General features: G+C 37.6%; 14 protein-coding genes. 10 read left to right on the top strand and 4 right to left on the bottom strand.

What is annotated here, in order from left to right:
• Positions 1–23 precede the first annotated feature (23 nt).
• Positions 24–1,670 carry an alkaline phosphatase PafA gene (gene pafA / locus DRF60_RS04135; protein WP_116010860.1) on the bottom strand — a complete coding sequence of 549 codons (1,647 nt, stop codon included), beginning with the start codon at positions 1,668–1,670 and terminating at the stop codon, positions 24–26.
• 103 nt (positions 1,671–1,773) lie between these two features.
• Here pafA and DRF60_RS04140 point away from each other — a divergent pair, with 103 nt between their 5' ends.
• The 7 genes from DRF60_RS04140 (at position 1,774) to DRF60_RS04170 (ending at position 7,281) form a co-directional block, all read left to right on the top strand.
• On the top strand, positions 1,774–2,553 hold the full coding sequence (locus tag DRF60_RS04140) for a hypothetical protein (RefSeq protein WP_116010861.1): 780 nt from the start codon (positions 1,774–1,776) through the stop codon (positions 2,551–2,553).
• A gap of 9 nt (positions 2,554–2,562) precedes the next feature.
• On the top strand, positions 2,563–2,955 hold the full coding sequence (locus DRF60_RS04145) for a VOC family protein (protein ID WP_116010862.1): 393 nt from the start codon (positions 2,563–2,565) through the stop codon (positions 2,953–2,955).
• Positions 2,956–2,979: 24 nt separating this feature from the next.
• Positions 2,980–3,513, top strand: a complete 534-nt coding sequence (locus tag DRF60_RS04150; RefSeq protein ID WP_116010863.1) for a GNAT family N-acetyltransferase — start codon at positions 2,980–2,982, stop codon at positions 3,511–3,513.
• Between the two features lie 123 nt (positions 3,514–3,636).
• A complete protein-coding gene (locus tag DRF60_RS04155; RefSeq protein ID WP_116010864.1) occupies positions 3,637–4,221 on the top strand; it encodes a TetR/AcrR family transcriptional regulator in 585 nt (194 codons plus the stop codon).
• A gap of 69 nt (positions 4,222–4,290) precedes the next feature.
• Complete coding sequence (locus DRF60_RS04160) at positions 4,291–5,028, top strand: SDR family oxidoreductase (protein ID WP_116010865.1); 738 nt, start codon at positions 4,291–4,293, stop codon at positions 5,026–5,028.
• A gap of 260 nt (positions 5,029–5,288) precedes the next feature.
• Positions 5,289–6,209, top strand: coding sequence for an alpha/beta fold hydrolase (locus DRF60_RS04165; RefSeq protein ID WP_116010866.1), 921 nt, complete (start codon positions 5,289–5,291; stop codon positions 6,207–6,209).
• Positions 6,210–6,342: 133 nt separating this feature from the next.
• Positions 6,343–7,281 (top strand): RDD family protein, encoded by a 939-nt coding sequence (locus DRF60_RS04170; protein WP_116010867.1) that lies wholly within the window; start codon positions 6,343–6,345, stop codon positions 7,279–7,281.
• 174 nt (positions 7,282–7,455) lie between these two features.
• Here DRF60_RS04170 and DRF60_RS04175 read toward each other — a convergent pair whose 3' ends face one another.
• From DRF60_RS04175 to DRF60_RS04185, 3 genes are all read right to left on the bottom strand, one after another.
• On the bottom strand, positions 7,456–8,382 hold the full coding sequence (locus DRF60_RS04175) for a malate dehydrogenase (RefSeq protein ID WP_116010868.1): 927 nt from the start codon (positions 8,380–8,382) through the stop codon (positions 7,456–7,458).
• A gap of 116 nt (positions 8,383–8,498) precedes the next feature.
• Entirely contained in the window at positions 8,499–9,050 is a 552-nt protein-coding gene (locus DRF60_RS04180; RefSeq protein WP_116010869.1) for a biliverdin-producing heme oxygenase, read from the bottom strand.
• A gap of 26 nt (positions 9,051–9,076) precedes the next feature.
• Positions 9,077–11,266, bottom strand: coding sequence for an ATP-binding protein (locus DRF60_RS04185; RefSeq protein WP_116010870.1), 2,190 nt, complete (start codon positions 11,264–11,266; stop codon positions 9,077–9,079).
• A 540-nt stretch (positions 11,267–11,806) separates the two neighbouring features.
• On the opposite strand from DRF60_RS04185, the gene DRF60_RS04190 reads away from it, so the two are divergent.
• From DRF60_RS04190 to DRF60_RS04200, 3 genes are read left to right on the top strand one after another with little or no spacing between them, the layout of a single operon-like run.
• Complete coding sequence (locus DRF60_RS04190; RefSeq protein ID WP_116010871.1) at positions 11,807–12,967, top strand: porin; 1,161 nt, start codon at positions 11,807–11,809, stop codon at positions 12,965–12,967.
• A 21-nt stretch (positions 12,968–12,988) separates the two neighbouring features.
• Positions 12,989–14,419, top strand: a complete 1,431-nt coding sequence (locus DRF60_RS04195; RefSeq protein WP_116010872.1) for an anion permease — start codon at positions 12,989–12,991, stop codon at positions 14,417–14,419.
• A 17-nt stretch (positions 14,420–14,436) separates the two neighbouring features.
• Positions 14,437–15,093 carry a succinate dehydrogenase cytochrome b subunit gene (locus DRF60_RS04200; protein WP_116010873.1) on the top strand — a complete coding sequence of 219 codons (657 nt, stop codon included), beginning with the start codon at positions 14,437–14,439 and terminating at the stop codon, positions 15,091–15,093.

Raw genomic sequence — 15,093 nt, forward strand, 5'->3', positions numbered from 1 at the left:
TTTCAGAATGCTTTTTTGTGATTTTATCTTCCAATAACTTCTGTAATCGGGTTTCCTATATTTCCACTCGGGAACTGAATTTTCAGTAATGATGAAACGGTAGGTGCAATATCCGTCATATTATAAGGCTTATTACTTTCTCCTTTCTGGATTCCCCATCCCATAAAGATCAATGGTATGTGTGCATCATAAGAATTCCATACACTGTGGGTAGTTCCTGTTTTAGAATATGGAGGAAGCATGGAATCGTGAGAAATCAGCTGAATATCTCCGCTTCTCTGTCTGTTGATCCCATTGATGATTCTCTGTTTAATAGGCTCCGGAATAGTAGCTTCCTGAACTTCATCTACAGATACCGCGTACAAAACGGTAGGATCTTTCTGTAGTTCTTTGATCGTGAAGTCTCTCAGGTCATCCAGTTCAATTTTATTATCCTGCATCAGCTTTCTGTCAAAATAGATCTGATAATTGTCTATCGCATTGATCAGCTTGTCAACTCCGAATTTATCCTTCAGCTTCTGATTGATATCTTTTTCCATTCCTTCTCCAAAGAATCCTGTAGTAATTTTATGTTCTTTCAGGAATCCTACAGAATGAGCTCCACCGTGGTCAGCAGAAAGAAAAACAGTATACTCCCCTTTTCCTACCTTTGAATCCAGATAACTGAAAAACTGAGCCAGATCCTGATCCAGCCTTAAATAAACATCTTCCACTTCAATAGAATTCGGGCCAAACTTATGACCTGCATAATCTGTAGAAGCCAGGTTGATCGCTAAAAAGTCGGTAATCTGATCACTTCCTAACTTTTCACCTTCTACAGAGGCTTCTGCCAATTTCAGTGTGAGTGTGTTTCCGAAAGGTGTATAGCGGATATTATCTTTTTTTGCCTGGTAATCCTGTGCTAAATTGCTGTAAGGGAAAACAGGAGCTTTTGCACTTCCCAGCAGACCTTCCCAAGAAGAATTGTCAGGAGAACTTTCCGTGTACTGATTAATCGGAAGCAAAGTATTCCAACCATTTGCCACTAATTTCTCAGGCAGGTTCTGCGAATTGAAAGATTTAACCCATTGAGGCAAATCGTTCATATACCATGTACTTGTAATAAAGTTTCCGGTACTGTCATCAAACCAGAAAGCTCCGTTCGGAGTATGGCCAGCAGGAAGGATGGATGCACGGTCTTTTAATGAAACCCCGATCACTTTTCCCTGGAAATTGGTAGCCAGTCTTAATTCGTCTGTTACCGTGGTAGACCAAAGATTTTTTGGAGAATGACTTCCTACTTTTGTATTGGTTGTTCCTACAGGCTGAACATTTTCATCCGTTGTACAGTACACATTTTTTCCGGTTTCTTTATCCGTCCAGTCATTTCCGGCAATACCATGGATCGCAGGTACAGAACCCGTATAGATGCTGGTATGTCCCAAAGCCGTAACAGTAGGTACGTAGTTGATATGAACGTTATTTAAAGAATATCCGGTATTCAGGAGTCTTTTGAAACCATCGTTTCCGTATTTACTGTAAAAACGGTACAAATAATCCCACCTCATCTGGTCTACCACTAATCCTACGACTAATTTGGGTCTTTCTAACTGAGAATTTTTGTTCTTCTGAGCATTGATTGTAATTACGGACAATAAAGCCGCTGCCGCAATTGAAATTTTCCTAAGCATCTAGTAAATTTTTGTTGACCACAAATTTACGGGTTTTGAAAGTTTTGGAGTGTGAAATTTTCTTTAAATTTGAGAACCGTCTATTAAACCAATAAGTGCAGAAATGATTTTAGGAGTATATTGGTATTTTAAATTCCCAGAAAATGTATATAGCTTTCAGTTTTTCAAATTTCTCAAAGGATTTGGAGAGCATGCTGACAATCCGGCTGAACTGGAAGCCAGGGTTTCAATAGATCATTCCGAAAACCTCATTAACAAACTGGAAAAATTGCATTCCCGTTTTAAAAGGATGTATTTAGATATCAAAATCAATGAGAACCAATTATTGATATCAACAGGTGATTATACCCTTTTTGATGAGCATTTCCAGTTCATTTCAGAAGTAGAACAAATGCTGGTTCATCACAATGCAGTTATGGTTGATCTGCCTTTTGAAGTAAAATCAAGCATAATGTTCAGTCCGGAAAAGAAAAATTCTGAGACTATAGAGCATAAGTTTATGCAAATAACAGGTTCCGATTTCAAGAAAAACAATGCTGAAAACCGTTCTGTGCGGATTGACTGCAATCTGCCGGCAGCAAGCAAAAAAGATCTGATCAATGATCTTATCCGAATATGTAATGAAGAAAATATTCAGGTGTTTTATTATTATGATTGCGATTTTAAACAACATTCCAATCTGATGCTTTTTTTCTCCAACGGAAGACAGTTGGAAAATGCAGTTCAAAATGTCAACCTCAACGCTTTCGGAAACAAGGTCCGCCACTTGGATCAGAAATATCAGCTTCACTTCGGGCATTTTGGAGGAATGGAATATTATCCGCGAAATGGTCCTTTTGTGGAACTGATCACTGACGAAGAATATATTTTAAATAAAAAATAAACTATTATTATGATCAAGTTCAAATACGTCATTTTATATGTTGAAGATGTGGAAAAATCAATGGATTTTTATCACCAGACATTTGATATGGCGATTAAATTTATCACTCCTGAAAAAGATTACGGAGAACTTCTTACCGGAGAAACCAGCCTTTCTTTTGCATCCTTAAATCTGGCCAGCTCGAATATAAAGCAGGGATTTTTGTCTTCCAAATCTGAAGAGAAACCTTTTGGAATTGAGCTGGGATTCGCAACAGATGATGTTGAAAAACTTGTAGATAAAGCGGTTAAAAACGGAGCGGTTCTTTATGAAGATATTGCAGTAAAACCTTGGGGACAAAAGGTAGCCTATATCAAAGATCCTGATCATTATTTAGTAGAAATCTGTACAGAAATTCAATAAAACTCAATCGCATTCCGCTATTCCATGGAAATAAAAAAATTAGAAAAACTGACTGAAAACCCTACCCTACACTGGGGACTTAACGGATACACTACAGATAAAATCCTGTCCATTTCTTTTATTGAATATGGCGGTTCTTTTGAATTTGTATTAAAAGAAAAACCTATGCCCTACTCTAAGATTTGGGCAACCCATCCGGATGAGCTTGATGAAATTAATGAAATCATTGAAAAAGAACATTCTTTCGGAGCTTTTGAAGATAATGAATTGATAGGCTGGATCATCTGTGAGCACCGGACATGGAACAACAGCTTTTACATTGAGAATATTCTGATCAATGAAGAATTCAGAAGAAATGGAACCGGGGCACAGCTGATCAAAAATGCTGTCCGGAAAGCCAGACATTTAAACTGCAGAATCATTGAGCTTGAAACACAGAATACCAATTATCCGGCTATACAATTTTACAAGAGGATGGGATTTGGCATTACGGGAATCAATACAAGACTCTATGAAAATCCGGAGGAAACTGCTGTATTTATGACTTTAGATCTATAAGATGAATCATTTTTACACTATTTATTAATTCACATAATCGACAGAGGCTATAAAACTTATTGAGAAAATAATTTTGTACCAAATAGTACAATTACATACCTTTGTCTTGGAAAATAAATCCCAATGGCAGGACGACCTAAAATATTTGACGAACAGGAAGCTGTTGCAAAAGCAACTGAAGTTTTCAGAGACAAAGGCTATGATACAGCTTCAGCTGATGAGTTACTCTGCGCTATGGGTATTGGGAAAGGCAGTTTTTATCTTGCCTTCAAAGGTGGAAAGCGGGAACTCTATATTCGCTCTATCACTCAGTTTTCAGAGCATTTGTATAAAAAACTTTCAGCCAGCATTTCAGGATCTGAGGATAAAATACAATTCATCAGACAGTTTTTCCTGAATCTTGCTGACGCTTCTGATTGCGATAAAGAACGTGGCTGCTATTTAGGAAATGCCTTGGTTCAGCTTTCTGAGAAGGATCATGAAATAAAAAAAATCACAGTCCAATTGCTGAAAAAATTACAGGCTCTGTTTGCAGAAGCCATCAAAAGTGCACAGGCAGACGGACAGATTACCAACACTGAAGATCCGGAACTGATCGGTTGGTACCTAAGTAATTTATGGAACGGGATCCATGTTACGAGAAGAATGGAAGGCTCACCGGAAATTCTTAAAAGCATTATTGAAATGAATCTTAAAATACTAAATTAAAATTTTTTATTCAATTATGTACCATTTAGTACAATTTAAAATACCTATTAATTTAATACCAAAAATGTTATGAACATTACCAACAACACGATTTTAATTACTGGCGGTGGCTCAGGAATCGGATTAGAAATTGCAAAAGCATTGAACACAACAAACAAGATTATTATTGCAGGAAGAAATAAAGAAAAGCTTGATGCAGCAGCAAAAGGTCTTGAAAATGTCTTTACTATTCAGGCAGATATTACCAATGAACAAGATATAAACCATCTGATCGAGGAAATTAAAGTGAATTTCGGCGGACTGAACATCCTGATCAACAATGCCGGACATGCCTATGCCTATACCATTTCTGATACATCAGACACATATAGCAAGGCAGTTGCTGAATTTGAAACCAATTATTTTGCCCCCATCCGTCTGACTGAAAAGTTACTGCCATTATTAAAACAGCAGGAAAACGCTGCAGTTGTAAATGTTTCTTCTATTGTAGCATTTGCTCCGGGTTCCCACGTTCCTACTTATTCCGATTCTAAAGCAGCACTCCATTCTTACACTAAAATATTAAGGCATGAGCTGGCAAAAGACACTTCTGTTAAAGTTTTTGAATTGATGCCGCCTCTTGTCAATACTGATTTTTCAGCAGAAATTGGGGGCAGAGAAAATGGCATCCCTGCTTCAGAGGTTGCAGACAGTTTTGTAAATGCTCTCACTAATGATACTTACGAAATCCATGTAGGATATACCGAAGTTCTCTATAACAACTTTTTTGCAGATTCCGAAGGAGCTTTTAGCATGATGAACGCGTAATTTTTAACGTACCGGTTATTCACTGCGGGAAAAGGTTCTTTCTTTCCCCGCAGTTTTTGTTACTATCCATTCTACATCTGTTCTTACGGGGATTCAGAAAATCCTTTAGCTGAATATTTTCATTCAGTTGAATATTTACTAATATATAAACCCATTCCTATGATGCGTTTTATTCTTGACAAGCTTTTATAGAAACTCATAATATCAATTCTTAATTTAGCATAAAGTAATAAATCTGATTCTTCAACTGTTACTCTTATATGAAAACCATTTATTTACTTCTGTTTATATTTTTCTCTGTAACTTTTATTTCAGCACAGAAAAGTAGTTTCGAAAGCTTTTTTGAAACCTCAGATCATATCAGGATCAAATACAAAATTTCAGGAAAAGGAGAAGCCTGCATCTACGTGCCGGGTGGTCCGGGACAGGGATACCCTTCATTTGAATGCTTAGGAGGAAATGCTCTGGAGAAAAATATGCAGATGATTTATATGGACCAGCGTGGATCCGGTGAGTCGGGAAAATCGGAAAATTATCATCTGGATGCGATGGTTCAGGATATTGAAGAGCTGAGACAGCATCTGAAGATTGATAAAGTTTTTCTGCTCGCTCATTCCTTTGGAGGAATTATCGCTGTGAATTATGCTAAAAAATATCCTGAATATACAAAAGGGCTTATTCTGTCCAATATTACTCTTCATTTCCTGAATAACGAATCCGTGAAAGAACAGATCGAATATGGAAACAGTCTTCTCAGTCAACCCAATAAAGCTGTTTCTGAAGATAGTCTCTCTGCAGAACTTTCGAAATTAAGTGTGGCATTACGAAAAAAAAGAATCGGATATAAATTTCTCACCGAGGATATCGAAACTATTAAGCAGATGGACAAGATAGATTCCATTCATCCCAGAATCATAGATTTCGGTATGGCCGTGATCTCGAAACCTAAAGAATTCCCTGAATACTATACTGATTATGCACCAATCACGAAAGATATTTATGTGCCGGTTTTAGTTATCACCGGAAAAAAGGATAAAGCCGTAGGAACACAACATTATAAAACATTTCAGTTCCCTAATCAGAAAGTTATTTCTATTGACGGAGGACATCTTTTGTATTATGAGAAAAACGAGAAGTTCGTGAATGCAGTTTGGCGTTTTATACACAAATATAAAAAGTAACTCATTTTTCATATTCAAACATCATTATCCAAATTACAAACCGCTATAAAAACACAGCCCAATTGGCATCCTATTTTATTTAGGACAACAATAAAAATTTCATTAATTTCGGGTCTTTAAAATTTAAGCTAAAATGAAAAATAATCTGTTTCTATCAGGTTTCTGGGCAAGAATATGGGCCTTATTAATTGATTCACTTATACTCGGAATCATTGGATTTATACTAGGCTTCACCTTCGAAAATTTCTTTATTTCCATGGGAGAAAGTGCCAAATTAATCGGATGGATTATTTCTTTGGCTTATTTTACAATTTTAAATTCCGAGCTGAACAACGGTCAGACCATGGGCAAAAAGTTAATGAAGATCCAAGTAACCAATATTGAAGGAAAAACAGTTGACTTAAAAACCTCATTCATTAGAGGTCTGATTCTTACTACTCCATTTTTTCTGAACGGATTTAAAATTACAGATACAGCAACATTCTCAGTAGTTAATATTATCCAGTCGATCATTATTTTCACTTTAGGTTTGGGAATTATGGTATTTTACATTTTCAATAAAGAAACAAGACAGTCTCTGCATGATATCGTGGCAAAAACATATGTCGTTCAGGATCACAGAAACAGTACGGTCACCATAATGCCTCAACCGAAAAAACTGCCATTCTATATTACGGGTGGTCTTCTTTTACTTGTAATTATAACATCAATTTATAATTACAACAGCAATAGCGAAATAAAAAAACTACTTCCGGTTTATGAAATGATTTCGAAGCAGGATCATGTTTCAAGGGCATCAATATCAATGAATCATTTTTCAGGAAGCAAACAATACGTTTATACCATATCTATTAAAACTGATAAGAAACAGCAGTTCAACGGCCACATGGAGAACGATCCGATTATTAAAGAAGCTGTTGAAACATTTATTAACAGTAATGTTTATGAAAATGATCAGGACGTATTAAATGTAGTGATCGGTTCAGGATTCGACATTGGTATTGCAAGACAAGATTATTCTTATAATGTTTTCAAACCTATATTTAAGTGGAGGGAAACATATAAACTATAACCTCATAGTCATCAATATAAAAACGCACCAATGAGGGCGTTTTTATTTTTAAATTGCAAATTATTCCCATAAAACCGAACTATTGGAAGTTTTAAAACAAATAAAACAGGATACAAAAAAAAGACTCAGCGCGGCCTTCGGCCGCGCTGAGTCTTTATATAAAGCTTAAATTAATTAAAATTTAAGATCTCCGTTCACTTCTCTTACCGCATTAGCTGCTTCAGAAAACTTCAACTGCTCATCTGCAGTAAGTGTTACATTAACAATTTTCTCTACTCCGTTTGCTCCGATAATAGCCGGAACCCCTAAGCAAATATCATTTTGCCCGTATTCACCTTCAAGCATTAGGGAACAAGGGATCATTTTCTTCTGGTCGCAAGCGATCGCCTGAACCATTACAGAAACTGCTGCACCCGGTGCATACCAAGCTGAAGTCCCTAATAATTTAGTTAATGTAGCTCCTCCTACTTTAGTTTCCTCGATAACATATTTTTGTTGCTCGTCACTTAAGAATTCAGTTACAGGAATACCATTTCTTGTAGCTTTGCTTAATAATGGTAGCATTCCCGTGTCGCTGTGTGCAGCGATTACCATCCCGTCCACGTCAGAAATAGGACTTTCCAATGCTTCAGCCAATCTGTATTTGAATCTTGCAGAATCCAATGCACCACCCATTCCGATGATCTTGTGCTTAGGAAGACCTGAAGTTTTGTGTACCAGATAAGCCATAGTATCCATTGGGTTAGAAACTACGATGATAATAACTTCCGGAGAATTCTTTACTAAATTTTCAGTAACTTCTTTCACAATACCGGCGTTGATACCAATTAGTTCCTCTCTTGTCATTCCAGGCTTTCTTGGAATACCTGAAGTGATCACTGCTACATGAGAACCTGCAGTTTTGCTGTAATCTCCTGTTGTTCCGGTAATTTTTGTATCGAATCCGTTAAGCGATGCTGTTTGCATCAAATCCATTGCTTTACCTTCAGCAAATCCTTCTTTAATATCTACTAAAACTACTTCTGAACAGAAGTTTTTCATTGCGATGTATTCTGCACAGCTTGCTCCTACAGCGCCTGCACCTACTACAGTTACTTTCATATTGTATACTTTTTTTTAATTATTTTTTAGTTTAGTTTAAAAATTGAAACGCCCAAATTTAACAATTCCTGAAAATGTGGGCAATTTTTCAGGAATTTAATTGAGGTTCAAAGAAATTAATTGACGTTCAGTAAAAATGTATATAGCTTTTTTGCTCCCGACAGCACCTCATTGTAATTTTCCTCGGTAACTTCAGTATCCAAAACCTCTTTAAAGTTTTTCCACATCGAGCCCGTATTTTCCTGGTAACATCCGAAGAAATTGAAGGTCACATCATCAAAACCTTCTGTTTTAGAAAGCTGTTTGGCGATCACATTTCCACCTAAAGTAGAACCTTCTATCACGTACATCGCTCCCAAAGCTTCATGTTCATTATTAAACTCAAGATTGTGGGATGCATCCTGATTTTCCAGAGAAAGGCTTTCAAGATCCTTTTCGATAAGGGAAAGTTTTTTCCTGTCGCTGAGCTGAAGTTTCTCCGAATACTTATCAGAAAGACTTCTGAATATTTTATCTTCACTGTGAAGAAGCATCAGATAATTTGTATTGATGATCTTTTTGTAATCTTCTAATGTGAAGGTCTTATTAAAAATTTTTTCAGAATTGAAAAGTTTCTCTGCAGCATCGTGATATTCCGCTGTATTTTGCTTAAGATACTCTGATACCATAAATAAGGATTTAAAGTTTTCCAAATTTACGGTTTTTTGAACGTTAAAATAAAACAAGTCCCTTCTTTATTGCTCTCATAATCCACATTTCCACCGATACGTTTCATAATTCTGTGCACAATAGACAGCCCTATACCATTTCCTTTGAATGTTTTAGCATTATCCATCCTGTTGAATATCTTGAACATTTTATGCTTTTCCTGCTCAGGAATTCCAATACCGTTATCTGAGATTCTGTATACAACAGTTCTGCCTTCTTCAGTTCCCCAGATTTCCACTTTTGGTTCTTCCTGATTTGAAGAATATTTTACAGCATTATTGATGATATTTAAAAATACCTGATGAAGCATCGTTTTATCCGAAAGTACATCGGGACATTCTTTAATTGTGATTATGCTTTTCGGACTATCGAAGGTGATCTTTGCATTTTCCGATATTTTCTGGATCATATTCAGAGGCTGCAGGCATTGCAGTTCTATCTCGCTGTGTTTGGCACGGCTTAGCTGGAGTACATCGTGCATCATTTCTGCCATGTTGTCGATTTCTTCAACAATAGAATTCAGCTTATTTTTATTTTTTTCCGTTTTTTCAAAATTAGAAAGCAGCATCTGTGCATTCAGTTTCATCACGGTTAAAGGTGTTCCCAGATCATGAGAGATGGTGTAAGAAAAACTGTCAAGCTCTTCATTTACCTTTCTCAGTTCATTATTCAGTGCTTTGATCGCGTTGTAATGCTTATGAGAGGTTTCCAGGATCACATCGCGGACAGCCTGTACCGAAACGACATCTCTGGCATTCCATCTCTTTGAATTTCCTTTGATATTTTCTGTAAAAATCTGGAAAGAGGTTCTTGGCGAAACAACCTGTATTTCCTTACCGTCCTGCAGCAATACTTCTACTTTCTTCTCAGGATTTCCGGCCCAGTCGATATGTTCATCAAACTCTTTACGGAACCAGATAAGCATTTCTTTTTTGCTCCTTTCAATAAAGTAAATAATGATTCCGGCTGCATTTTCATCCAGTCCCAGTTCCTCGCCATGATCTTTAAGGAAGCTTCTGCTCACAAAAATACTTTCAGCCGTATTCTCAAGGGCCCAATGTGCAATTGTATCAATAATCCCGTTTTCAGGAACCACTCCAACAGTAACCGTATTTCCTTCCGAAATAATAGCTAAACCATCTGCCTCAGGCAGTTTTCTTATCTTTCCTTTATTGTCTACAAGAGAATCAAAAAGATTATTATGTTTCAAAAACTCCGCTTTCAGCTGGGACGATTTTTCGTTCAGCTCCAGACGGTATTTCAGTTCATTTTTAGATTTAAATGAAGAATAGGCATTGGAAGCCAGAGCCGTAAAAATCCCTGCCTGTACCCTGTCTTCAAGATCAATATGCTTGGCCTCCGAATTCTGGCAGGTAACCAGACCCCAAAGATGGTCCTCGATAATAATAGACACACTGAAACTGGAAGAAGCTCCGGAATTTTTAATATACTGCCCATGAACAGGTGACATTCCTCTTGAAGCCACAAAAGTAAGATCAATATTTTCATCCGTTCTGCTTATCAGCGGAACCGTTTCAGCATATACATTACTAAATATTCTTTTTCTTTTCTTTAAATAAAGCTCTCTGGCCTGCCTTGGAATATCAGATTCAGGGTAATAAAGTCCCAGATAGCTTTCCATATTATCATTCCTTCTTTCTGCAATCACTTTTCCCGAGCCGTCCATCATAAATTTATAAACCATCATCCGGTCATAATTCACAATTTTAGAAAGCGTACTTAGCAATTGTTCCCACAGTTCTTTCTCATTATCTATGACATAAAAATTGTCATACTTATTAGAAATGCGCTTATTGGGATTTTTCAGTACCGCCTCAAATTCAAGGAAAATATGTTTACCGCTTCTGAAAACAGAAAAATGATATTCTTTTCCACGGATAAATACTTTATCAAAATGCGTCTCATTTTCTCTTCTTGTAAAGTCCTGCAAGGAATTATAAAGATCGGAGTCAATAACAGTATGGAAGATTTCAGGAAAATCCACAAGGCTTCTTCCAAAAAGCTGTTCCGCATTTCCGATTCTGAATATATCCGTAATATTCCGGCTGAAAAAAGTGATGGATTGAGATTCTGCATCAATGCCAATCAGGTATCCAAAACTTTGTATATACCCAGGAATATGGATGGGTTCCTCATGACACTCTACAAAATTCATATATTTCTTTGATCTATCAAAGATAACGATTTTTTTAACGGCATATTACTTTGTGGTATTAAATCACGAAAGACCTTAAAGCAACACTATGTCGGTAATTAACACGATTAATAGATCTTATTTTCAGCTTAAATACTCTATTTCTTCAATATCAATTAAAGGGTTTATTCATAATATACTAAAAATTTTATGGCAAATCAAGTTTAATTTTATGATCATGATTCATCACATGAATTTTGTATTAACACCAAAATAATTATGTTAATTAATGCAAAATTTATTAAATTTATGTCACCAAACAAGGAATACGCTTGGGGAAATTAAATTATTTTTCATTATTTTCAATAAAACCTTCACTTAAATTCAAATAACACGACTATGAAAAAGTTCCCTTTAATAATTATCACCCCTATTTGTATATTAGGAATCAGTATAAAGGAAATTACAAAGATTCCAGTTCATAGAATGAGTAGCAATCATTGGAGTCAGTACCTTTCAAATTCCCAGAACTTTTAAATAATAATCATTAACACAAATACTATGACCCTTTTTTCACTAAAAAAGAGAAGTCTTTTACTATGCATTTTACTGGTTGCTTTTTCAGCCAATGCGCAGATCCAGGATTCACTTCACCCGGATAAACAGGAAGAAGACCCTATAAAATACCCTATACTTCAGATCAAAGGACTTTTTCAGGCACGCTATCTCGTAGGTATGACTGAAGATGTCGATGTGAACGGTCTGCATCATGCAGACGGATCAGGAACCAGCAACAATTTCATGCTCAAATATATGAGGGTCCAGGTACGTGCACAAATCAGCAAAAGAACAGAAGTCGTGGCACTCGCCAATTTCGCTGACTTCAAAAACGATCCTAAAAGCAGGGTCCTTGAAAATGCTTATCTGAAATATACTTTCAACCCTAAATTAGCCTTTACTGTCGGTCAGTTCAGGCCTTGGTTTGGGATTGAGGAAACATATCCTATCGACATCATTAAGTCTCTGGATTGGTCCAATCAATATACAGAATTCGGAAAACTGGGCTGGACGAGCTTTCAGATCGGACTTTCTGCCACCGGACAGCTTCAGTTAGGAAAAATTCCTTTCCAATATGCAGTATCAGTCGTCAACGGAAACGGAAAGAATCAGATTAATGACAATGATAACGGGAAGCAATATTCTACAAGATTGGTTTTTGGTCTGTCTAAAAAATACAATTTTAATGTCGGACTGAACGGAGGTATCGGCGAAGTTTTGAGTAAAAAAGTATATGCAGTAGGGATTGACCTCAGCTCACTGATCCAGTTTGACCCGAAATGGAGCCTTGATATGCAGCTGGAAGCCAAACAGGCAACCAATCATGTCCTTTACAACACAATCGATCCGGAGCTGAGACCTTCGAATCCTGACCAGTATCTGATCCGTGGGGCTTATTTCCTTCCGAATGTAAGATACGAGATTAATCATAAAAACCTCAGCGCTTTTGAACTGTCCTGCCGGTATGAATATCTGGATACTAACTTCAGGCTTAATTCTAACCCAAGACAAACCATCACTCCTATGCTCGGACTGGAGTTCCTGAAAAACTACGGCGCAAGAATCCAGCTGGGCGTACAGTTTGACCGTTACAAGCATCAGGTAGAAAACACATCACAATACAATAATAATCTATTCATTGTTCAGGTACAAAGTAGATTTTAACCGCTTAAATATTTATAGATCATGAAAGAAATTAATATCACAAATATCGCGATAACGTTTGCCGTTGCGCTGATCATATGGTTTATTCCTGCCCCGGAAGGTGTCGCTGAAAATGCCTGGCATCTGTTTGCTATTTTTGCCGCTACCATCTTAGGAATTATCCTTAAAGCCGCCCCCATGGGAACCATGTGTATGATGGCTATTGCATTTACGGCGCTTACCCAAGTAGTGGCACCGGGAGATGCCGGAAAATCCATCACGAAAGCATTATCAGGTTTTGGAGATAAAGTGATCTGGCTGATCGGGATTTCATTCTTTATTGCCAGAGGGTTTATCAAAACCGGCCTGGGAAACAGGATTGCCTTTTTATTCATCAGAATCTTCGGTAAAAGCTCGTTGGGACTGGCTTACGGCCTGGGATTAGCCGATGTATGCCTGGCTCCGGCCATTCCTAGTAATACCGCAAGAGGTGGCGGAATCATCTACCCGATTATGAAATCTATGGCCATCAGTTTCGATTCTGTTCCTGAAAAGCCGGAAACCCACAGAAAACTAGGTTCTTTCCTTACCCTGAACAGTTACTATATGAATCTCATTGCTTCATCCATGTTTCTTACCGGAACAGCAAGTAACCCGATGTGTCAGAAATTTGCAGCCAATTTAGGGATCAATATTACGTGGATGTCATGGGCTGCAGCCGGTTTCGTTCCGGGGTTGGTGGCATTCTTTGTCGTGCCTTTGGTTTTATACAAATTATATCCGCCTGAATTGAAAAAAACAGGTGATGCCCCGAAAATGGCCGCTCAGAAATTAAAAGAAATGGGACCTATTTCCAGAAATGAATGGCTGATGCTCTTTGCTTTCTTTATTCTCTTAGCCCTTTGGATATTTGGAGGAGCATTATCTATAGATGCTACAACAACCGCTTTCATTGGATTGACTATGCTGCTTCTTACTTCCGTATTGACCTGGGAAGATATCAAAGGTGAAAAAGGGGCCTGGGACACGATTGTCTGGTTTGCTGTTCTGGTAATGATGGCCAGTTCTTTGAATGAGCTCGGTTTCATTGGCTGGTTCAGTGATCTGATCAAAGTAAAAATAGGCGGATTAAGCTGGCAGGTTGCCTTTCCGGTAATTATTGTCGTATACTTTTTCAGTCACTATATTTTTGCGAGTGCAACGGCTCACGTAGCTGCTATGTATGCCGCCTTATTGGGAGTTGGTGTTTCTTTAGGAATTCCACCGATGTTACTGGCGATGATGCTTGGTTTCCTAGGCTCAATTTACGGGGTACTTACCCATTATGGCCACGGTCCTGCTCCGGTATTTTACGGAAGCGGCTATGTCGAACTGAAAGCCTGGTGGCTGAGAGGTCTTGAAATCGGGATCGTGTTACTCATCATCTATATGGTAGTCGGAGGACTGTGGATGAAAGTTTTAGGGTATTACTAATCATTAAATAAAAAATTATGCTGTCAACTTTGTCAAGAAAAATGCTGATGTGCCTTACAGGACTATTCCTGAGCTTCTTCCTGTTGATCCATTTCTTGGGAAACCTCCAGCTGTTTCTTCCACCGGAACAGGCACACCATCAGTTTAATGCCTATTCACATTTTCTTTCCGGAAATATTCTGATCAAGATGGTTTCATATGTGTTGTATGCAAGTATTATCCTGCATGCCCTGGACGGATTGGTCATTACTTTAAAAAATAAAAAATCGGGAGGCAGTTATCAGTCGGAAAGACGTGGAAGAGCCAGTAAATGGTATTCCCGTAATATGGGAATTCTGGGAACGCTGATTCTGATCTTTTTGGTGATCCACTTTCAGAATTTCTGGTACGTCTACAAATTTGGAAACCCACCGCTGGACGACAACGGAAATAAGGATTTGTATATTCTTGTCGTAACGGTATTCAAAGAATGGTGGTACGTTATCATTTACGTAGTATCAATGGGAGCTTTATGCTATCACCTCATTCATGGGATTCACAGTGCGGCCAGAACGCTGGGATTATACCATCCTAAGTTTGTCAAATGGTTCAAAACTGCCGGAATTGTCTATTCAGTAATTATCAGCGTAGGTTTTGCGCTGATGCCGGTTTACGTATTCTTTACTGCCCATTAA

The organism is Chryseobacterium elymi (assembly GCF_003385495.1).
Classification (GTDB): Bacteria; Bacteroidota; Bacteroidia; order Flavobacteriales; family Weeksellaceae; genus Chryseobacterium; species Chryseobacterium elymi.

Bases quoted from the DNA above. Each gene is read 5' to 3' on its own strand.
- pafA (WP_116010860.1), bottom strand. From the start codon at position 1,670: ATGCTTAGGAAAATTTCAATTGCGGCAGCGGCTTTATTGTCCGTAATT.
- DRF60_RS04140 (WP_116010861.1), top strand. From the start codon at position 1,774: ATGATTTTAGGAGTATATTGGTATTTTAAATTCCCAGAAAATGTATAT.
- DRF60_RS04145 (WP_116010862.1), top strand. From the start codon at position 2,563: ATGATCAAGTTCAAATACGTCATTTTATATGTTGAAGATGTGGAAAAA.
- DRF60_RS04150 (WP_116010863.1), top strand. From the start codon at position 2,980: ATGGAAATAAAAAAATTAGAAAAACTGACTGAAAACCCTACCCTACAC.
- DRF60_RS04155 (WP_116010864.1), top strand. From the start codon at position 3,637: ATGGCAGGACGACCTAAAATATTTGACGAACAGGAAGCTGTTGCAAAA.
- DRF60_RS04160 (WP_116010865.1), top strand. From the start codon at position 4,291: ATGAACATTACCAACAACACGATTTTAATTACTGGCGGTGGCTCAGGA.
- DRF60_RS04165 (WP_116010866.1), top strand. From the start codon at position 5,289: ATGAAAACCATTTATTTACTTCTGTTTATATTTTTCTCTGTAACTTTT.
- DRF60_RS04170 (WP_116010867.1), top strand. From the start codon at position 6,343: ATGAAAAATAATCTGTTTCTATCAGGTTTCTGGGCAAGAATATGGGCC.
- DRF60_RS04175 (WP_116010868.1), bottom strand. From the start codon at position 8,382: ATGAAAGTAACTGTAGTAGGTGCAGGCGCTGTAGGAGCAAGCTGTGCA.
- DRF60_RS04180 (WP_116010869.1), bottom strand. From the start codon at position 9,050: ATGGTATCAGAGTATCTTAAGCAAAATACAGCGGAATATCACGATGCT.
- DRF60_RS04185 (WP_116010870.1), bottom strand. From the start codon at position 11,266: ATGAATTTTGTAGAGTGTCATGAGGAACCCATCCATATTCCTGGGTAT.
- DRF60_RS04190 (WP_116010871.1), top strand. From the start codon at position 11,807: ATGACCCTTTTTTCACTAAAAAAGAGAAGTCTTTTACTATGCATTTTA.
- DRF60_RS04195 (WP_116010872.1), top strand. From the start codon at position 12,989: ATGAAAGAAATTAATATCACAAATATCGCGATAACGTTTGCCGTTGCG.
- DRF60_RS04200 (WP_116010873.1), top strand. From the start codon at position 14,437: ATGCTGTCAACTTTGTCAAGAAAAATGCTGATGTGCCTTACAGGACTA.